The 19,294-nt window shown below is 73.8% G+C and carries 20 protein-coding genes; 15 read left to right on the top strand and 5 right to left on the bottom strand.

From position 1 onward, the window contains the following. The first annotated feature begins 33 nt into the window (after positions 1 to 33). The 3 genes from JQN70_RS00970 (at position 34) to JQN70_RS00960 (ending at position 2,885) form a co-directional block, all read left to right on the top strand. Positions 34 to 972 carry a homocysteine S-methyltransferase family protein gene (locus tag JQN70_RS00970; protein WP_204129449.1) on the top strand — a complete coding sequence of 313 codons (939 nt, stop codon included), beginning with the start codon at positions 34 to 36 and terminating at the stop codon, positions 970 to 972. Between the two features lie 249 nt (positions 973 to 1,221). Then, positions 1,222 to 2,280 (top strand): recombinase RecA, encoded by a 1,059-nt coding sequence (gene recA, locus JQN70_RS00965; protein ID WP_204129448.1) that lies wholly within the window; start codon positions 1,222 to 1,224, stop codon positions 2,278 to 2,280. Positions 2,281 to 2,291: 11 nt separating this feature from the next. Next, entirely contained in the window at positions 2,292 to 2,885 is a 594-nt protein-coding gene (locus tag JQN70_RS00960) for a regulatory protein RecX (RefSeq protein WP_204129447.1), read from the top strand. Positions 2,886 to 2,910: 25 nt separating this feature from the next. Here the strand turns inward: JQN70_RS00960 and JQN70_RS00955 are convergent, their stop codons facing one another. Next, complete coding sequence (locus JQN70_RS00955) at positions 2,911 to 3,321, bottom strand: YccF domain-containing protein (RefSeq protein WP_204129446.1); 411 nt, start codon at positions 3,319 to 3,321, stop codon at positions 2,911 to 2,913. A gap of 220 nt (positions 3,322 to 3,541) precedes the next feature. Between JQN70_RS00955 and JQN70_RS00950 the strand changes: the two genes are divergently transcribed. From JQN70_RS00950 to miaB, 4 genes are all read left to right on the top strand, one after another. Continuing rightward, positions 3,542 to 5,083, top strand: coding sequence for a circularly permuted type 2 ATP-grasp protein (locus JQN70_RS00950; protein ID WP_204129773.1), 1,542 nt, complete (start codon positions 3,542 to 3,544; stop codon positions 5,081 to 5,083). Beyond that, complete coding sequence (locus JQN70_RS00945; protein WP_204129445.1) at positions 5,077 to 6,003, top strand: alpha-E domain-containing protein; 927 nt, start codon at positions 5,077 to 5,079, stop codon at positions 6,001 to 6,003. The genes JQN70_RS00950 and JQN70_RS00945 overlap by 7 nt, the downstream gene beginning before the upstream one ends. A gap of 1 nt (position 6,004) precedes the next feature. Next, positions 6,005 to 6,844, top strand: a complete 840-nt coding sequence (locus JQN70_RS00940; RefSeq protein ID WP_204129444.1) for a transglutaminase family protein — start codon at positions 6,005 to 6,007, stop codon at positions 6,842 to 6,844. A gap of 75 nt (positions 6,845 to 6,919) precedes the next feature. Continuing rightward, on the top strand, positions 6,920 to 8,431 hold the full coding sequence (gene miaB, locus JQN70_RS00935) for a tRNA (N6-isopentenyl adenosine(37)-C2)-methylthiotransferase MiaB (protein WP_204129443.1): 1,512 nt from the start codon (positions 6,920 to 6,922) through the stop codon (positions 8,429 to 8,431). Positions 8,432 to 8,434: 3 nt separating this feature from the next. Here the strand turns inward: miaB and JQN70_RS00930 are convergent, their stop codons facing one another. Both JQN70_RS00930 and JQN70_RS00925 read right to left on the bottom strand, forming a co-directional pair. Next, complete coding sequence (locus JQN70_RS00930) at positions 8,435 to 8,638, bottom strand: hypothetical protein (protein ID WP_204129442.1); 204 nt, start codon at positions 8,636 to 8,638, stop codon at positions 8,435 to 8,437. A 177-nt stretch (positions 8,639 to 8,815) separates the two neighbouring features. After that, on the bottom strand, positions 8,816 to 9,007 hold the full coding sequence (locus JQN70_RS00925; protein WP_204129441.1) for an antitoxin: 192 nt from the start codon (positions 9,005 to 9,007) through the stop codon (positions 8,816 to 8,818). A 131-nt stretch (positions 9,008 to 9,138) separates the two neighbouring features. Here JQN70_RS00925 and def point away from each other — a divergent pair, with 131 nt between their 5' ends. The 6 genes from def (at position 9,139) to JQN70_RS00895 (ending at position 14,271) form a co-directional block, all read left to right on the top strand. Continuing rightward, on the top strand, positions 9,139 to 9,744 hold the full coding sequence (gene def, locus JQN70_RS00920; protein WP_204129440.1) for a peptide deformylase: 606 nt from the start codon (positions 9,139 to 9,141) through the stop codon (positions 9,742 to 9,744). Positions 9,745 to 9,754: 10 nt separating this feature from the next. Continuing rightward, entirely contained in the window at positions 9,755 to 10,747 is a 993-nt protein-coding gene (miaA, locus tag JQN70_RS00915) for a tRNA (adenosine(37)-N6)-dimethylallyltransferase MiaA (protein WP_204129439.1), read from the top strand. Further along, entirely contained in the window at positions 10,731 to 11,618 is an 888-nt protein-coding gene (gene dapF / locus JQN70_RS00910) for a diaminopimelate epimerase (protein WP_434063736.1), read from the top strand. Before miaA ends, dapF begins: the two co-directional genes overlap by 17 nt. 70 nt (positions 11,619 to 11,688) lie before the next feature. Then, positions 11,689 to 13,566, top strand: a complete 1,878-nt coding sequence (gene ggt, locus JQN70_RS00905) for a gamma-glutamyltransferase (RefSeq protein ID WP_204129437.1) — start codon at positions 11,689 to 11,691, stop codon at positions 13,564 to 13,566. Between the two features lie 49 nt (positions 13,567 to 13,615). After that, entirely contained in the window at positions 13,616 to 13,894 is a 279-nt protein-coding gene (locus JQN70_RS00900) for a type II toxin-antitoxin system Phd/YefM family antitoxin (RefSeq protein ID WP_204129436.1), read from the top strand. After that, entirely contained in the window at positions 13,894 to 14,271 is a 378-nt protein-coding gene (locus JQN70_RS00895; RefSeq protein WP_204129435.1) for a type II toxin-antitoxin system VapC family toxin, read from the top strand. The genes JQN70_RS00900 and JQN70_RS00895 overlap by 1 nt, the downstream gene beginning before the upstream one ends. Here the strand turns inward: JQN70_RS00895 and JQN70_RS00890 are convergent. Then, positions 14,252 to 14,863: a class I SAM-dependent methyltransferase gene (locus JQN70_RS00890; protein WP_204129434.1), complete on the bottom strand. Its 612-nt coding sequence runs from the start codon at positions 14,861 to 14,863 to the stop codon at positions 14,252 to 14,254. The genes JQN70_RS00895 and JQN70_RS00890 overlap by 20 nt on opposite strands. 77 nt (positions 14,864 to 14,940) lie before the next feature. Between JQN70_RS00890 and hflX the strand changes: the two genes are divergently transcribed. Beyond that, positions 14,941 to 16,410, top strand: coding sequence for a GTPase HflX (hflX, locus tag JQN70_RS00885; RefSeq protein ID WP_204129433.1), 1,470 nt, complete (start codon positions 14,941 to 14,943; stop codon positions 16,408 to 16,410). Between the two features lie 49 nt (positions 16,411 to 16,459). After that, positions 16,460 to 17,557 (top strand): GNAT family N-acetyltransferase, encoded by a 1,098-nt coding sequence (locus JQN70_RS00880; protein ID WP_204129432.1) that lies wholly within the window; start codon positions 16,460 to 16,462, stop codon positions 17,555 to 17,557. Here JQN70_RS00880 and JQN70_RS00875 read toward each other — a convergent pair. Beyond that, on the bottom strand, positions 17,550 to 19,256 hold the full coding sequence (locus JQN70_RS00875; RefSeq protein ID WP_307835740.1) for a formate--tetrahydrofolate ligase: 1,707 nt from the start codon (positions 19,254 to 19,256) through the stop codon (positions 17,550 to 17,552). The two genes, JQN70_RS00880 and JQN70_RS00875, sit on opposite strands and share 8 nt — an antisense overlap. Positions 19,257 to 19,294 lie beyond the last annotated feature (38 nt).

Raw genomic sequence — 19,294 nt, 5'->3', positions numbered from 1 at the left:
CCCCTGGCAGCCGATCCGGAGGACACTCCCCGGATGGAGACCACCACCGGGCCCCTCGCGGCCCTGCACGACCGGGGGGTCCGCGGCTTCGTCACCGACGGCGGCCTCGAGACCGACCTCATCTTCCACCACGGCGTCGACCTGCCGGAGTTCGCCGCGTTCCCGCTGCTCGACGACCCCGCCGGGCGCGACCTGCTCACCCGCTACTACGACGGCTACGCCGCCGTGGCCGCCGCCGCGGGGGCCGGGCTGCTCCTGGAGTCGCCGACCTGGCGGGCGAACACCGACTGGGCGGCCCGGGTGGGGTACGGCCCCGACGGCACGACGCGTGCCAACGTCACGGCGATCGAGTTCCTCCGGGCGCTCGCGACCGGGTACGACGTGCCCGCCGTACTCGTCGCCGGGCAGGTCGGGCCGCGCGGTGACGGGTACGTGGCGGGGGAGGCCCAGGACCCCGAGGAGGCGCGCGAGTACCACGCGCCCCAGGTGCGGGCCTTCGCGGACGCGGGGGCCGACCTCGTCTCGGCGCTCACCCTGACGACGGTCGCCGAGGCGGTCGGCGTGGTCCTCGCGGCGCGGGAGGCGGGGGTGCCGGTGTCGGTGGGCTTCACCGTCGAGACCGACGGCCGGCTCCCGGACGGGACGCCGCTCGCGGAGGCGGTGGCGGCGGTCGACGCCGCGGCCGCGCCCGAGCACTTCGTCGTCAACTGCGCGCACCCGACCCACGTCCTCCCGGCGCTCGACGACGGGCCGTGGGTCGCCCGGATCGCGGGGACGCGGGTCAACGCCTCGACGATGAGCCACGCCGAGCTCGACGAGGCCGAGGACCTCGACGACGGCGACCCGGCGGCCCTCGCGGCCGACCAGATGACGGTCAACGTGCGGCTCCCGGGACTGCGGGTCCTCGGCGGGTGCTGCGGCACCGACGTGCGCCACGTGGCCGCGATGTGGGGCGTGCCGGCCCCGGCCTGAGGTTCCCGGCGTGTCGCGGCGTGGCGTCGCGCGCGTCGAACACGTGTTCGTCTACTGTCGTCCACAGGTGGTGGCCCCGGCGACACTCGTCCACAGGTCCCACGGCGACCCGTGACCGTTGTCGGTGCCCCCACCTAGCGTCTGACCAGAGCTCGCGACGAGACCGACCGCGAGGGCTGGTCGCCGGTGGGCGCGTCCGATGACGAACGAAGGAACAGGTGTGACATGGCTGGTGCTCGTGGAAGCGTGATGCCCAACCCGGTGGCCGCGGCCGACGGCGGCGAGAAGGACAAGGCCATCGCCTCGGTGATGGCCCAGATCGAGAAGCAGCACGGCAAGGGCGCGGTCATGCGCCTCGGCGACGACGTCCGCCCGCCCATCGCCGTCATCCCCACGGGCTCCATCTCGCTCGACGTCGCGCTCGGCATCGGGGGCCTGCCCCGTGGCCGCGTCGTCGAGATCTACGGCCCGGAGTCCTCGGGCAAGACGACCGTCGCCCTCCACGCGGTCGCCAACGCCCAGAAGGCCGGCGGCATCGCGGCGTTCATCGACGCCGAGCACGCGCTCGACCCCGAGTACGCGAAGAAGCTCGGCGTCGACACCGACGCGCTGCTGGTCTCCCAGCCCGACACCGGTGAGCAGGCGCTCGAGATCGCCGACATGCTCATCCGCTCCGGTGCCCTCGACATCATCGTCATCGACTCGGTCGCGGCGCTCGTGCCCCGTGCCGAGATCGAGGGCGAGATGGGCGACAGCCACGTCGGCCTCCAGGCCCGGCTCATGTCGCAGGCGCTGCGCAAGATCACCGGTGCCCTCAACACCACCGGCACGACGGCGATCTTCATCAACCAGCTGCGCGAGAAGATCGGCGTGATGTTCGGCTCGCCCGAGACCACCACCGGTGGCAAGGCGCTGAAGTTCTACGCCTCGGTCCGGCTCGACGTCCGGCGCATCGAGACCCTCAAGGACGGCACCGACGCGGTCGGCAACCGCACCCGCTGCAAGGTCGTCAAGAACAAGGTCAGCCCGCCGTTCAAGCAGGCCGAGTTCGACATCCTCTACGGCCAGGGCATCTCCCGCGAGGGCGGCCTCATCGACATGGGCGTCGAGCACGGCTTCGTCCGCAAGGCCGGCGCCTGGTACACGTACGACGGCGACCAGCTCGGGCAAGGCAAGGAGAACGCCCGCCAGTTCCTCAAGGACAACCCCGAGCTCGCCGACGAGCTCGAGAAGAAGATCAAGGACAAGCTGGGCGTCGGGGTCAAGCCCGAGCTCGAGGCCGTCCCGGACGTCCCGGTCGACTTCTGAGGTCCCGGCCGATGGCCTTCGCCGACGGATCGGCCCCGCCGCCCGACTGGGCGGCGGGGCCCGCCGTGTCCCGGGCGCCCGAACCGGACCCCGAGGCCGACCCGCGCACCCGCGGCCAGGAGCCCGACCCCCACGACTGGGCGCGCCAGATCGTCCTGCGCCAGCTGACCGCCGCCCCGCGCAGCCGGTCCCAGCTCGCCCAGGCCCTGCGCAAGAAGGACTGTCCCGACGACGTCGCCACCGCCGTCCTCGACCGGATGGAGGAGGTCGGCCTCGTCGACGACGAGGCCTACGCGGGGATGCTCGTGCGCTCCCAGCAGGCCGGCCGCGGGCTCGCCACCCGGGCGCTGCGCCAGGAGCTGCGCCGCAAGGGCGTCGACGACGAGACGGCCGCGGCGGCCCTCGCCGACGTCGACCGGCACTCCGAGGAGGAGCGGGCGAGGCAGCTCGTCGCGAAGAAGATGCGCACGATGCACGGCCTCGAGCCGGTCGTCCAGACGCGGCGGCTCGCCGGCATGCTCGCCCGCAAGGGCTACGACGCCGAGCTGACGATGCGGGTCGTGCGCGAGGCGGTCCGCGAGGCCCCCGAGCACCGGCGCGACTGACCGAGCGGGTGGCCGGCGCCGCCGCTCAGAGCGAGTGCAGCGGCCGGCGTCCGGGCGGCAGCGAGTCGCTCGGGACGATCTCCTTGCCGTAGGGCACGAGCGAGACCGGCAGCAGCTTGAGGTTGGCGATGGCCAGCGGGATGCCGATGATCGTGATCGCCTGCGCGACGGCGGTCAACAGGTGACCGAGGGCCAGCCACCAGCCGGCGAGGACGATCCACACGACGTTGAGCACCACCGACCCGGCGCCGGCTCCGGGCTTCTCGACGACCGCGCGCCCGAACGGCCACAGCGCGTAGCTGGCCATCCGGAACGACGCGACCCCGAGCGGGATGGTCACGACGAGCAGGCAGAGGACGAGCCCGGCGAACGCGTACCCCAGGGCGAGCCAGAACCCGCCGAAGACGAACCAGACGACGTTGAGCAGGGTGCGCACCGAACCTCCAGACCTCGCAACGGATGTCGCTGTGCCCCAGCCTCGCACGCGCCGGGGGCGACCGGCATCGGGGTCCTCCCGGAAACATCCCGGAGACGCGGTCGTGATGACACGGTCACCGTTTGCCCCTAGGTTCGGACGGGTGAGCCAGCCGCCGAGCACCGACGCCCCGGGGAGCCTCTTCGAGGGGTACCGGCTCGGCGGCGGGGCGTGGGACGAGATGCTCGACGGTCCCGGCGAGCCGCGCACGCCGTACAAGGCCGTCTTCCACACCCTGCGGTCGATGACCGGGTCGACGCTCAAGGAGCGTGCGGACATCCTCGCCCGCTCCTACCTCGACCAGGGCGTCACCTTCGACTACGCGGGGGAGGAGCGCCCCTTCCCGCTCGATGCCGTCCCGCGGGTCATCTCGGCGCACGAGTGGCAGGTCATCGAGTCCGGGGTCGCCCAGCGGGTCGCGGCGCTCGAGGCCTTCCTCGACGACATCTACTCACGCGAGGGCGAGATCCCGCGGGCCGTCCACGAGGGCGTCGTCCCGTGGCGGCTCATCGCCAGCTCGAACCACTACCACCGGGCCGTCACGGGCATCCGGCCCGCGAACGGCGTGCGGGTCCACGTCGCCGGCGTGGACCTGGTGCGCGACGAGGCCGGCACCTTCCGGGTCCTCGAGGACAACGTCCGCGTCCCCTCGGGCGTCAGCTACGTCATCGCCAACCGCCGGGCGATGGCCAACGTCTTCCCCGAGGCCTTCGCGACGATGCGCATCCGGCCGGTCCACGACTACCCGCGGATGCTCCTCGCGGCGCTGCGGGCCGCCGCCCCGGACGGCGCGAGCGACCCGACCGTCGTCGTCCTCACGCCCGGCGTCTTCAACAGCGCCTACTTCGAGCACGCCCTGCTCGCCCGGATGATGGGCGTCGAGCTCGTCGAGGGGCGCGACCTCGTCTGCGTCGGCGGCCAGGTCCGGATGCGGACGACGACCGGGGACCGCCCCGTCGACGTCATCTACCGCCGGGTCGACGACGACTTCATCGACCCCGTGCACTTCCGCGGCGACTCGGTGCTCGGTGTCGCGGGGCTCACCTCGGCGATGCGGGCCGGCCGGGTGACGGTCGCCAACGCCGTCGGCAACGGCGTCGCCGACGACAAGCTGATCTACAGCTACCTCCCGGAGCTGACCCGTTTCTACCTCGACGAGGACCCGATCCTCCCGAACGTCGACACCTTCCGCTGCGCCGAGGCCGGGGCGCTCGAGCACGTCCTCGGGCACCTCGACGAGATGGTCGTCAAGCCGGTCGACGGCTCCGGGGGCAAGGGGCTCGTCGTCGGTCCGCGCGCCGACGGCCCGACCCTCGACCGGTTGCGGACCACGCTCGAGGACGACCCGCGCGGCTGGATCGCCCAGCCGGTCGTGCAGCTCTCGACCGTCCCGACCTTCATCGACGGCGGCCTCGCTCCCCGGCACGTCGACCTGCGCCCGTTCGCGGTCAACGACGGGGAGCGGGTGCGGGTGCTGCCGGGCGGCCTGACCCGCGTGGCGCTCCCGGAGGGTGAGCTCGTCGTCAACTCCAGCCAGGGCGGCGGGTCCAAGGACACCTGGGTGCTCTCGGACCGCCGGGCGAGCGTCCCGGCGACCGCGCCGCACCCCGACAACCGGGAGGTCGTCGTCATGAGCGCCCCGACCGCCTCGCTCGAGGACAGCATGCGCGCCCAGCAGCAACAGCAGCAGCAGCTGCGCGAGGAGGGGGAGGCCCCGTGCTGAGCCGGATCGCGGAGTCCCTCTTCTGGATCGGTCGCTACACCGAGCGGGCCGACGGCACAGCGCGGATCATCGACGTCCTGCGCCTGCAGCTGCTCGAGGACCCCGTCGCCGACGAGTCCGCCGCCTCGCACACCGTGCTGTCGGTGATCATGGGCCTGCCGCACGAGGGGAGGGTCTCCTTCGACGACGTCGGCGCCTCCCTCGTCTTCGACCGCAGCAACCCCAGCTCGATCTCCGGGGCGTGGTTCGCCGCCCGCGAGAACGCCCGCCGCGCCCGCGAGACGCTCTCGACCGAGCTGTGGGAGGGCATCAACACGACGTGGCACCGGTGGAACGGCTTCGGCCGGGGGATGGTCACCGAGCGGCACCTCTCGTGGGTGCGCGAGCGGGCCGCACTCGTCTCGGGCATCGCCGACTCGACGATGAGCCACGACGAGGCCTGGGACTTCCTCGTCCTCGGGCGCAGCATCGAGCGGGCCGACATGACCGCGCGGCTCGTCGCCACCGGAGGCCATCCCGGCGGGGGCGCGCCGTGGTCGGTGGTGCTCTCGAGCTGCGGTGCGCAGCAGGCGTTCATGCGCAGCCAGCGCGGCCTGCTCTCCGACGACCGGGCCGCTGCCTTCCTCGTCCTCGACCGCGAGTTCCCCCGCTCGGTCTTCTTCAGCCTCCGCGAGGCCGAGAACCGGCTCGAGGCCCTCTCGCCGCCGCACACCGAGCGGATCGGCGTCTCCGACGAGGCCCGCCGGCAGCTCGGACGGATCCGCACCTCGCTCGAGTACCGCGCGACGACCGACGTCATCGCCGACCTGCCGGCCCAGATGCGCCGGGTGCAGTCGGCGGTCACGACGGCGTCGGGCGCCATCGCGTCGCGGTACTTCCAGTCGGGACCGCTGCCGACGTGGACGAGGGACGTGGTCTGAGGTGCGCCGCTACCGCATCGTCCACACGACCGGCCTCGGCTACGACGGGCCGGTCCGGGCCGCCCACAACGAGCTGCGGATGACCCCGCTCAACGAGCCGGGCCAGACCACGCTCGAGAACCGCATCCGGATCCGGCCGCTCACGTGGAGCCACGTCTACCGCGACCACTGGGGCACCCACGTCATGGCGATGGAGAGCCTGTCCGAGCACCAGCGGCTCGACATCGAGGCCATCTCGACCGTCGAGCGCACCGAGGTCCCGGCGGCGGAGGCCACCTGCACGTGGGACACCGTGCGCGACGCGGCCGTGCAGGACCGGCTCTACGAGTGGCTCATGGTCTCGGAGCGGACCCGGCCCGGCGAGGGGGTCGAGGCGCTCGTCGAGGACGTGCGCGGCCTGCCCACCCCCCGGGCCGCGGCCGACGAGGTCTGCCGACGGGTGCGGGAGGAGATGGAGTACCGGCCCGGCGCCACCGGCGTGCACGGGCGCGGCGAGGACGCGTGGGCCGACCGGGCCGGGGTCTGCCAGGACTTCGCGCACATCACCGTCGGGGCGCTGCGGGCCCTCGGCATCCCGGCGCGCTACGTGTCCGGGTACCTCGTGCCGACGCGCGACCTCGCGGTCGGCGACAGCGCGTCGGGGGAGAGCCACGCCTGGGTGGAGTTCTGGGACGACGCCTGGGTGGCCGCCGACCCGACGAACGGCACGCCCGTGGGGGTCGAGCACGTCGTCGTCGCCCGCGGCCGCGACTACGACGACGTCCCGCCGTTCAAGGGCATCTACTCCGGACGGGCGAGCGCGGCCCTCGACGTGGCCGTGACGATCACCCGGCTCGCCTGAAGGGCACACGGCGTCGCTCCGGCCGTCGACGGCGTTTCGCCGCCACCGCACCCGCCGCCTACCCTTGGGGACGCCATGACTGCCAAGACCTACGACGTGCGCACCCACGGGTGCCAGATGAACGTCCACGACTCCGAGCGCCTCGCCGGCCTGCTCGAGACCGCCGGGTACGTCGACCTCGCGAGCGTGCCGGAGGCCGAGCGGCCCGAGGTGGCCGACGTCGTCGTCTTCAACACCTGCGCCGTGCGCGAGAACGCCGACAACAAGCTCTACGGCAACCTCGGCCAGCTGCGCCCGGCCAAGACCGCCAACCCCGACCTGCAGATCGCCGTCGGTGGCTGCATGGCCCAGAAGGACCGCGACACGATCGTCAAGCGCGCGCCGTGGGTCGACGTCGTCTTCGGCACCCACAACATCGGCAGCCTGCCGGCCCTGCTCGACCGCGCGCGCCACAACCAGCGGGCCGAGGTCGAGATCCTCGAGTCGCTCGAGACCTTCCCGTCGACCCTGCCGACCCGCCGGGACTCCGCGTTCGCCGGCTGGGTCTCGATCTCGGTGGGCTGCAACAACACCTGCACGTTCTGCATCGTCCCGAGCCTGCGCGGCAAGGAGCAGGATCGCCGACCCGGCGACGTCCTCGCCGAGGTCGAGGCGCTCGTCGCGCAGGGCGTCGTCGAGGTCACCCTGCTCGGGCAGAACGTCAACACCTACGGCGTCGAGTTCGGCGACCGGCTCGCCTTCGGCAAGCTGCTGCGGGCCTGCGGCGACATCCAGGGCCTCGAGCGGGTGCGCTTCACGAGCCCGCACCCGGCGGCGTTCACCGACGACGTCATCGAGGCGATGGCCGAGACCCCGAACGTCATGCCGAGCCTGCACATGCCCCTGCAGTCCGGCTCGGACCGCGTGCTCAGGGCGATGCGCCGCAGCTACCGCAGCGAGAGGTTCCTCGGGATCATCGACCGGGTCCGCGCCGCGATGCCCGACGCGGCGATCACGACCGACCTCATCGTCGGCTTCCCGGGCGAGACCGAGGAGGACTTCGCCGAGACCCTCCGGGTCGTCGAGGCCTCCCGGTTCTCCAGCGCCTTCACCTTCCAGTACTCGATCCGTCCGGGCACGCCGGCGGCGACGATGGCCGACCAGGTGCCCAAGGCCGTCGTCCAGGAGCGCTTCGACCGGCTCATCGCCCTCCAGGAGGAGGTCTCGTGGGCGGGCAACCGGGCGCTCGAGCGCCGCGAGGTCGAGGTCCTCGTGGCCCCGGGCGAGGGCCGCAAGGACGGCGAGACCGCGCGGATGTCCGGGAGGGCCCGCGACAACCGGCTCGTGCACTTCTCGGTGCCGGACGGGGCCGAGCGACCGCGTCCCGGCGACCTCGCGACGGTCGGCGTCACCTACGGCGCGCCGCACCACCTCGTCGCCGACAGCGGCGTGCAGGGCGGTGCCTACGCGGTGCGCCGCACGCCCGGCGGGGACGCCTGGGCGGCGCTCCAGGACGCGCCGGTGCCCGGCAAGCCGTCGGTGTCGTTGGGGATGCCGTCCGTCGGTCGTCCCGAGGTGCCGGTGGCCGCGCCGGCCTGCGGCGCCTGAACGTCAGCCGAGGAGCGCGACGAGCCCGCCCACGAGGGCGCAGGCCGCGACGACACCTGCGACGACGCCGGCGGTGCGGAGGCTGGTGCGGCGACGGGCCTGGGCGACCTCGGTCTCGGCGGCGGTCGACCGGACCGCGTCGTAGAGCGGGGTCGGGTCGAACGGCTCGAGCTCGAGCTTGGGGAGCCCGGAGTGCCAGTGCGACACGGCGCGTCCTTTCCGAGGTGGCGGGAACGAGGACTCGACCATAGGGAAGCCTTCGGGGCCGACGGGGCGAAAGACGGTCCGCGACACGCTTCGTGGCCGATCAGCGCGCCCGATCCTGTCCGAACGGACGAGACCCCCGACCGGATCCGGTCGGGGGTCTCGCGGCCTCGGGTCGGCTCACTGGCCGCCGATCGCCTCGTCGGCCTTGGCCTGGGCCTGGTCGACCTTGTCGGCGTACTTGCCTCCCGTCGCCGAGTCGACGGCGTCGCCGCCGCGCTCGATGGCCTGGTCGCTCAGCGACTCGACCTGCTCGGGGTGCTGCTCGGCCAGCTCGGTGAGCTTCTCCTTGGCACTGTCGAGAAATCCCATCGGCGACCTCCTTCCGCTCGGTGACAGGGCGTGCTCCCGCGGGAGCAGGTCCAGTCCACACCCGAACGACGCGGCGCGCCAGCCCTTTCCCGCCGTCGGACGGCGCGCCCGGCTCTGGAAGAATCGGCGCCATGACCATCCGCCCCGTCGTCATCACCGGTGACCCCGTGCTCCACCGCCGCGCCGAGCCCGTCGAGGTCATCGACGACGGCATCCGCGAGCTGGTCGCCGACATGTACGAGACGATGGACGCCGCGCGGGGTGTCGGGCTCGCCGCCCCGCAGATCGGCGTCGGGCTGCGGATCTTCACCTGGCAGCTGGCCAACGACGACGGCATCCCGCCGCGCGGCGTCGTCATCAACCCCTACCTCGTCGCCGCCAAGCCGGTCGTCGGCGACCCCGACCCGCACGAGGAGTCCGAGGGTTGCCTCTCGGTGCCGGGCGAGTCCTACCCGCTGCGCCGCGGCGAGCAGGCCGTGCTCACCGGCCAGGACGTCGACGGCCACGAGCTGCGCTACGAGGCGACCGGGTGGTTCGCCCGGATGCTCCAGCACGAGTACGACCACCTCAACGGGTTCCTCTACGTCGACCGGCTCACCGGCCGCTACGCCCGCAAGGCGAAGAAGGCGGTCAAGGCCAACGGCTGGGGGACCCCCGGCCTGTCGTGGATGCCCGGCGAGGACCGCGACCCCTTCGGCCACGACGACGAGACACCCGACGACGAGCGCGCGGACTGAGCGCCCACTCGTGGACCCGCTCGAGGAGGCCCTCCGGGCTCCGGCGGCCCCCGCCTCCGGGCTGGTCGTCGCCGTCGTCGGGCCCACGGCCACCGGCAAGTCCGACCTCGGGGTCGCGCTGGCCCACCGGCTCGGCGGCGAGGTCGTCGGTGCCGACGCCTCCCAGCTCTACCGGGGGATGGACATCGGCACCGCCAAGCTCACCCTCGCCGAGCGCGAGGGGGTGCCACACCACCAGCTCGACGTCCTCGACGTCACCGACGAGGCGACGGTCGCCGGCTACCAGCGCCACGCGCGCGCCGACCTCGCGGCGGTGCTCGACCGCGGGCGGGTGCCGCTCGTCGTCGGCGGCTCGGGTCTCTACGTCCGCGCGCTCCTCGACCGGCTCGACATCCCGCCCACCGACCCCGAGGTGCGCCGACGGCTCGAGGAGCGCGCCGCTGCCGAGGGCACGGCCGCGCTCCTCGCCGAGCTGCGGGACGCCGACCCGCAGGCCGCGGCGGCCATCGAGCCGAACAACACGCGCCGCGTGGTGCGGGCCCTCGAGGTCGTCGAGCTGACCGGTCGGCCGTTCAGCGCGACCCTGCCGGTGCGCGAGTCGGTGCGGCCCACGCTGACCGTCGGCCTGCGCCTCGAGCGCGAGGCGCTCGACCGCCGGATCGAGCGCCGCACCCGCCGGATGTTCGACGCCGGCCTCGTCGAGGAGACCCGCGCCCTCGTCGACCTCGGTCTGCGCGAGGGGCGCACGGCGAGCCGGGCCGTCGGGTACGCGCAGGCGCTCGCCGTCGTGGACGGGACGATGACCCCGGACGACGCGGTCCCCGACACCGCGCTGCGCACCCGCCGGCTGGTCCGGCGCCAGGAGTCGTGGTTCGGCGCGGACCCCCGCACCACGTGGGTCGACGCCACCGACCCCGACCTCGTCGACCGGGTCGCCGAGCGCGTCGAGGAGGCGGCGACCCGGGTGCGGCGCGGGGGATGGGACGATGGTGCGCATGGCTGACCGGCTCGCGTACACCAAGGGGCACGGCACCGAGAACGACTTCGTCCTCGTGCCCGACCTCGACGGCGCCCTCGGGCTGTCCGCCGCCCGGGCCGCCCGGCTCGCCGACCGCCGCGCCGGGATCGGCGGCGACGGCGTCATCCGGGTCGTGCCCACCGAGCTCGCCGACGAGCCCGCCGTGCGCGAGCAGGCCGGCGCGGCACGCTGGTTCATGGACTACCGCAACGCCGACGGGTCGGCGGCGGAGATGTGCGGCAACGGCACCCGCGTCTTCGCCGAGTACCTGCGCCGCGAGGGCCTCGAGGACGCCGACGCGTTCACCATCGCCACCCGCGCGGGCGCCAAGGCCGTCCGGCGCGACGGCGACCACTGGTCGGTCGAGCTCGGCCCCTGGCGCCTCGCCGACGCCCCGACGGCCGAGCGCGACGGCTTCGACGCGCTCGTCCACGTCGGCGGTGGCGACCCGTTCTCCGCGCTGTCGGTCGACCTCGGCAACCCGCACACCGTCGTCGCGCTCCCCGAGGAGGTCGAGCTCGCCGACCTCGACCTTCTCGAGGCCCCCTCGGTGCGCCCCGAGCCGCCGCACGGCACGAACGTCGAGCTGGTCCGCCCCGTCGGTCCGGGCCACGTCGTCATGCGGGTGCACGAGCGGGGCGTCGGCGAGACCCGCTCCTGCGGCACCGGGGCCTGCGCGGCGGCCATCGCCACGAGCTTCTGGGCCGGCTCCCTCGACACCGGCTCGACGTGGCTCGTCGACGTCCCCGGCGGCCGGCTGACCGTCCGGCTGCTCCCGGACCACGGGGTCGAGCTCGCCGGGCCGGCGGTGCTCGTCGCCGACGGCTCGGTGCCCACCGCCCTCCTGCCCGACTGACGCGCCGGCCGTCCGCCGGGCGCCTCCCGCTCGGCGCGACAGGCCCGCGACCGCGGGTTACGGTGCCGTGATGGGGACCCTGCGCAGCGCTGCACCCGTCCGACCCACCCGACGCCGCCTCGCGGCCGGCCTCGCGCTCGGTGTCGCCGCGACCCTCGCGGTCGCGACGCCGAGCACGGCGGCACCGCAGGACCACGGTCACCCGGGGCGCGGGGGCCGGCCGCCGGTCGGGCACCAGCTGCCGAAGGTCGCCGTGATGACCGGGTCCGGGGGAGCGGTCTCCAGCGTCGACCCGGTCGCCAGCCAGGTCGGCATCGACGTCCTGCGCGCCGGGGGCAACGCCACGGACGCTGCGGTCGCGACCGCGGCGGCCCTCGGGGTCACCGAGCCGTACTCGACGGGCATCGGCGGGGGCGGGTTCTTCGTCCACTACGACGCCCGGAAGCACCGCGTCCAGACCATCGACGGACGCGAGGCGGCGCCGGCGACTTACGACGAGAACCAGTTCCGCAACGCCGACGGCACCGCGAAGGACTTCGACACGGTCGTCAACTCCGGTCAGCCCGTGGGCGTCCCGGGCACGCCGGCCACGTGGGAGCGGGCCGTCGACCGCTGGGGCAGCCGGCGCCTGTCCACCCTGCTCGCGCCTGCCGAGCGGATCGCCCGTGACGGCTTCGTCGTCGACGCGACGTTCCACCAGCAGACCCTCGACAACGCCGAGCGCTTCTCGACCTTCCCCGAGACCGCCCGGGTCTTCCTCCCGGGCGGGACCGCGCCGGCCACCGGCTCGGTGTTCCGCAACCCCGACCTGGCCAGGGCCCTCCGGCTCCTGCGCACCGAGGGCGTCGACGCGCTCTACCGGGGGCGGCTCGGCCGCGACCTCGTCGCCCAGGTGCGCAACCCCACGACGACGCCGGGGACGTCCGTCGCCGCGGGCGAGATGACCACCCGCGACCTCGCCCGGTACCGGGTGCTCGACAAGGACCCCGTCCACTCGCGCTACCGCGGCAAGGACATCTACGGCATGCCGGTGCCGAGCAGCGGCGGCACGGGGGTCGGCGAGATCCTCAACCTCGTCGAGGCCTACGACCGGCGCACCGGGACGAAGACCTCCGACGTCGACGCCGTCCAGTACCTCCACCGCTTCTCCGAGGCCTCGGCCACGGCCTTCGCCGACCGCAACCGCTACCTCGGCGACGTGCGCGGCGTGCCGGTGCGCGAGCTGGTGTCGCAGGGGTTCGCCGACGAGCGGTCCTGCCTCTTCTCCGCCACCGCCGCGATGCCCCGCCCGCTGCCCTTCGGCAGCCCGGACGGCGACTACGCCGACTGCGGCACCGCCACCGCGTCCGGCGTCCTGCCCCACGACGGCACGTCGACCACCCACCTGTCGGTCGTCGACCGCTGGGGCAACGCCGTCGCCTACACCTCGACGATCGAGCAGACGGGCGGCTCGGCCATCACCGTGCCGGGCTGGGGGTTCATCCTCAACAACGAGCTCACCGACTTCGACTTCGTGCCCGTGACGCCGGGTGTGCCGGACCCGAACCTGCCCGGCCCCTCGAAGCGCCCGCGCTCGTCGATGTCGCCGACGATCGTCCTCGACGACGGCCGGCTCGACCTCGTCGCGGGCAGCCCGGGCGGCGCGTCGATCATCACGACGACGGCGCAGATCCTCCTCGGGCACTTCGAGCGCGGGCTGTCCGTCGGTGACGCACTCGCGGCCCCACGCCTGTCGAGCCGCAACGGCACGAGCGAGCAGGCCGAGCCGGCGATCGCCGACGGCCCGACCGGCGCCGGGCTGAGGGCGCTCGGGCACACGATCACCTCGACGCCGGAGATCGGCGCCGCGACGGCGATCGACGTCGGCCGGCACGGGCTGCTGACGGCGGCCGCCGAGCCCACGCGCCGTGGTGGGGGCTCCGCGATGGTGGTGTGGCCCCGGCGCTGAGCGGTCGTGAGCGTGGAGCGGACTAAGTCTGGTCCACTACGCTGAGGTGATGAGGGAGCAGCCGACCCCGACGCCGCGGGACCCCCGCACCGCCTCGACCGTGAACGTGCACGAGGCCAAGACCCACCTCTCCCGGCTGCTCGAACGGGTCGAGGCGGGCGAGCGGATCACGATCGCCCGCAACGGCAGGCCCGTCGCCGAGCTCGTCGCACCCCGTCCGCGAGGCATCACCCTCGGTCTGGGCAAGGGGAAGATCTTCTACGACCCGGACACCTTCGACGAGCCCGACGAGGAGCTCACGCGACTGATGACCGAGGGCCCGATCTGATGCTCCTCGACTCCCACGTCGCCCTGGCCGCGCTGCGGGACGAGTCCCGTCTGGGCGCACGCACGCGCAGCCGCCTCGAGAGCGACACCGTGTTCGTGTCCGCCGCCAGCACCTGGGAGCTGACCATCAAGGTCCGGACGGGGCGGCTCGAGTTCACCGAACCGCTCGGGCAGATGCTGGCGGAGTCGGGCTTCCGCCACCTCCCCGTCCTCGTCGAGCACGGGCTGCGGATCGGGGAGGTCGAGGGCCTCCCGCACGGTGACCCCTTCGACCGGCTGCTGCTCACCCAGGCCCTCGTCGAGGGCGTCGACTTCCTCACCTGGGACCGGCAGATCCTCGCGGCGGGGCTGCCGTTCGTCAGGGATGCGCGGGAGTGACCTCGAGGACCCGGAAGCCCTTCACCGAGGTCAGCCGACGGCACGGCATCCCGAGCTCGGCCTCGACCCAGCGCTGCAGGCTGTCGGACCCGAGGTTCTTCTGCACGACGAGGGATGCGCGGCCGCCCGGCGCCAGGCGGGGCAGCCACGTCCGCAGCAGGTCGTGCAGCACGGCCTTCCCGACCCGGATCGGCGGGTTGGACCAGATGAGGTCGAAGCGCGCCTCGGCCGGGACGTCGGCGGCGACGCCGGCCCGCACGCCGGTCAGGCCCAGTGCCGCGGCGTTGCGGCGGCAGAGGTCGAGCGCGCGCTCGTTGACGTCGACCGCCCAGACGGTGGCGCCGGGTGAGCGCAGTCCGAGAGTCAGGGCCACCGGGCCCCACCCGCAGCCGAGGTCGAGGAAGGTGCCGGTCGGCGGGGGAGCGGGCGCTTCGTCGAGCAGCACACGGGTGCCCTTGTCGAGCCCGCCGGGAGAGAAGACGCCCCCCGCCACCTCCACCTCGACGTCCCGCCCGGCGAGCCGCACCCGCAGCGGCCGGCGCTCGCCGTCGCTCGCCGGGGCGGCGGTGAAGTAGTGGTCGTGGTCGCTCATCGCGGGGCCCACGGTAGCGGCGGAGCGGAAGAATCCCGTCGCGCCCCGGCGTTGACCGATGAGACCCTAGGGAGCATATGACTGCCAAGAACATCCTCTCCGGGCGGGCCGAGGCGCTCGCCGAGACCGCCACCACCTCCTTCGACGACGCCGGCTTCGTGCTGGACGACGACGCGCTGACCTTCGACGGCGACCAGTACGACCGCGAGGAGCGCGCCGCGCTGCGTCGCGTCGCCGGGCTCTCCACCGAGCTCGAGGACGTCACCGAGGTCGAGTACCGCCAGCTGCGCCTCGAGCGCGTCGTCCTCGCGGCCGTGTGGTCCGAGGGGACCCTCGTCGACGCCGAGAACTCCCTGCGCGAGCTGTCCGCGCTCGCCGAGACGGCCGGCTCGGAGGTCCTGGCGGGCGTCATCCAGCGCCGGGCCAACCCCGACCCCGCGACCTACCTCGGCAAGGGCAAGGCGCAGGAGCTGCGCGACGTCGTCATCGAGGAGGGCGCCGACACGGTCGTCTGCGACACCGAGCTCGCCCCGAGCCAGCGCCGCGCGCTCGAGGACGTCGTCAAGGTCAAGGTCATCGACCGCACCGCGCTCATCCTCGACATCTTCGCCCAGCACGCGAAGAGCCGGGAGGGCAAGGCCCAGGTCGAGCTCGCCCAGCTGCAGTACCTCCTGCCGCGCCTGCGCGGCTGGGGTGACTCGATGTCGCGGCAGGCGGGTGGCCAGGCCGCGGGCGGCCAGGGCATGGGCTCGCGCGGCCCGGGCGAGACGAAGATCGAGCTCGACCGCCGCCGGATCAACAGCCGGATCGCCAAGCTGCGCCGCGAGATCAAGGACATGAAGACCACCCGCGACACCAAGCGCGGTGGGCGCAAGGCCAACCGCGTGCCGAGCGTGGCCATCGCCGGGTACACGAACGCCGGCAAGTCCAGCCTGCTCAACCGGCTCACCGGTGCGGGCGTGCTCGTCGAGAACCAGCTCTTCGCGACCCTCGACCCCACCGTGCGCCGCGCCGAGACCCCCGACGGGCGCCTGTACACGCTCGCCGACACCGTCGGGTTCGTCCGCCAGCTGCCGCACCAGCTCGTCGAGGCCTTCCGCTCCACGCTCGAGGAGGTCGCCGACGCCGACCTGCTGCTGCACGTCGTCGACGGCTCGCACCCCGACCCCGAGGGGCAGATCTCCGCGGTCCGCGCCGTCCTCGCCGACGTCGAGGCCACGGACGTGCGCGAGGTCATCGTCGTCAACAAGGCCGACCTCGCCGACCCCGAGGTGCTCGACCGGCTCCGTCGCCACGAGAAGCACTCGATCGTCGTCTCCGCCCGCACCGGCGCCGGGCTCGACGAGCTGCGGGCGCTCATCGCCGACGAGCTGCCGCAGCCCGACGTCGACGTCGACGTCCTCGTGCCCTACGAGCGCGGCGACCTCGTGAGCCGCGTCCACGAGACGGGGGAGGTCCTCACGAGCGAGCACGTCGCCGAGGGGACGCGCCTCACGGCCCGGGTCGACGCCGAGCTGGCCGACGACCTCTCGGCCTTCGCGGTCTGACGCGCACCCCGGAGCCACTGTTGCGAGTTGTTCGCAATAGGGTGACGGCGTGACCACGCCTCGCACGCTGACGACCGTCCGGACCCGCCTGCGCCCGCTGCGGGAGACCGACCGCGACCTCTGGGTCCGGCTGCACACCGACCCGGCGCAGTACCCGTTCGCGCCGTGGGCCCGCAGCGACGTCGCGCGAGCGGAGGAGCTGCTCGGCGCCGCACTGGTGCACTGGGCCGAGCACGGCTTCGGCTACGGCGTCGTCGAGGACCGCGGCACCGGCGACGCGCTCGGCGTCGGCGGGGTCATCCACGGCCGGGACCGGCGCAACCTCAACCTCTACTACCGCCTCGACGTGCCGCACCAGGGCCGCGGCCTCGGGCCGGAGGTCGCGCGCGCGGTCTCGGCGGACGCCCTCGAGCACGGCCCGGCCCTGCCGCTGACGGCCACCGCGCGCCCGGACCACCGCGCCTCGATCCGCACCGCCGAGCGGAGCGGGTTCACCCTCGCCGGGGCCGCCGAGGAGGGCGCGGTGCTGCCGGGAGTCCCGGCGGTCGTCGTCGAGCGGGCCCGGGCGAACGACCCGGCCGACGTGCCCGGACCGGTCGTGCTGGTGGCGCCGCGGGCCGAGGTGTGGCGCAGGCCCTTCGACGCCGAGACGCGTGAGGCCGTGCTCGACCTGTGGTGTGCGACGAACGACTCCGGCGGGGCGGTCGGCTTCCTGCCCGGGGCCCCGCGCGAGCGGGTCGCCGAGGCCCTCGCCGCCCACGAGGAGCAGATGGCCGCTCGCACCGCCGTCGCGGTCCTGCTCCGTGACCCGCACGACGCCGTCGTGGCGGCGGCGTGGTGGTCGGCGGCGGCCAACCCCCTGCTCGGGCACCGGCGCACGGCCTACCGGGTGATGTCCGACCCGGACCGTCGCGGACGCAACCTCGGCCGGCTGCTCATGGCGGCGATGCACCGCGTCGCCCGCGAGGACGGCGTCGAGGTCGCCGAGCTCGGCGTGCGCGGCGGCACGGGGGTCGACGCCTTCTACGCCGCGCTCGGGTACGAGGAGGTCGGCCGGCTGCCCGGCGGCATCCGCGTCGGTGCCGACGACGACCGCGACGACGTCTGGATGGCGCGCCGGCTCGACGGCCGGCCGCTCCTCAGCTGAGTCCGACGATGCGCCCGTCGTCGTCGACGTCGATGTGCTCGCTCGCGGGCACCTTGGGCAGGCCGGGCATCGTCATGATGTCGCCGGTGACCATGACGACGAAGCCCGCGCCGGCGGCCAGGCGTACCTCGCGGACGTGCACGGTGTGGTCGACCGGGGCGCCGCGCAGGGTCGGGTCGGTGGAGAACGAGCTCTGCGTCTTGGCCATGCAGACGGGGAGGTGGCCGAAGCCCTCGGCCTCGATCGCCGCCAGCCGGCGGGCGGCCTTGGCGTCGAAGGTGACCCCGGCGGCGCCGTAGACGCGCGTCGCCACGGCCTCGGCCTTCTCGGCGAGCGAGAGGTCGTCGGGGTAGACGAGCTGCATCTCGCCGGGGCTGTTCTCGATGGCGTCGAGGACGCCGCGCGCGAGGTCCTGGGCGCCGGCCGCCCCGTCGGCGTAGTGGGTCGCCTCGAAGGCCCGGAAGCCCTCCTCCTCGACGAGCCGCAGCAGCGCCGCGACCTCGGCGTCGGTGTCGGTGGGGAAGCGGTTGAGGGCGACGACCGCAGGCAGCCCGTAGACGTCGCGGACGTTGCGCAGGTGCCGGCGCAGGTTGGCCATCCCGAGGGTCAGCGCGTCGACCGACTCCTGCTTGAGGTCGGCGACGGCCATCCCCCCGTGGTACTTGAGCGCGCGGACGGTGGCGACGACGACGACCGCCGAGGGCCGCAGGCCGGACTGGCGGCACTTGATGTCGATGAACTTCTCGGCGCCGAGGTCGGCCCCGAAGCCGGCCTCGGTGACGACGTAGTCGGCCAGCCTGAGCGCCGTGCGGGTGGCCATCACCGAGTTGCAGCCGTGCGCGATGTTGGCGAACGGGCCGCCGTGGATCATCGCCGGTGTGTGCTCGAGGGTCTGGACGAGGTTGGGCGCCAACGCATCCCGGAGGATGACGGTCATCGCGCCGTGAGCCTTGAGGTCGCGCGCGGTGACCGGCTGCTTGTCGCGCGTGTAACCGACGACGACGTTGCCGAGCCGTTCCTTGAGGTCCTTGATCGACGTCGCGAGGCAGAGGATGGCCATCACCTCGGACGCGACGACGATGTCGAAGCCGTCCTCGCGGGGGATGCCGTTGGCGACGCCGCCGAGCCCGACGACGACGTCGCGCAGCGCCCGGTCGTTGAGGTCGACGACCCGCTTCCAGGTGACGGTGCGTGGGTCGATGCCGAGCGCGTTGCCGTGGTGGACGTGGTTGTCGAGGATCGCCGACAGCAGGTTGTTGGCCGCCGCGATCGCCGCGAAGTCACCGGTGAAGTTGAGGTTGATGTCGGTCATGGGCACGACCTGGGCGTAGCCGCCGCCGGCCGCGCCGCCCTTGATGCCGAAGACCGGGCCCATCGACGGCTCGCGCAGGGCGACCATCGCCTTCTCGCCGAGCGAGGCGAGGGCGTCGGCCAGCCCGACCGAGGTCGTCGTCTTGCCCTCACCGGCGGGGGTGGGGGAGATGGCGGTGACGAGGACGAGCCGGCCCTCGGAGCGGTCGGCGAGGCTGCGGACGTACCCGAGCGAGACCTTCGCCTTCGTGTGACCGTAGGGGACGAGGGCGTCGGGCTCGATGCCGAGCTGCTCGCGGGCCAGGTCGACGATCGGCGTCAGCGTGGCGGCCTCGGCGATCTCGATGTCGGGCGGGACGGTCGTGGTGGTCTGCGCGCTCGTGGTCACGTCGGCCATGGTGTCAGCCGCACGGGGCCGCGACAAGA

The organism is Phycicoccus sonneratiae, assembly GCF_016887965.1.
Taxonomy (GTDB): Bacteria; Actinomycetota; Actinomycetes; order Actinomycetales; family Dermatophilaceae; genus Phycicoccus; species Phycicoccus sonneratiae.
This window is presented reverse-complemented; position numbering and strand designations above follow the sequence as displayed.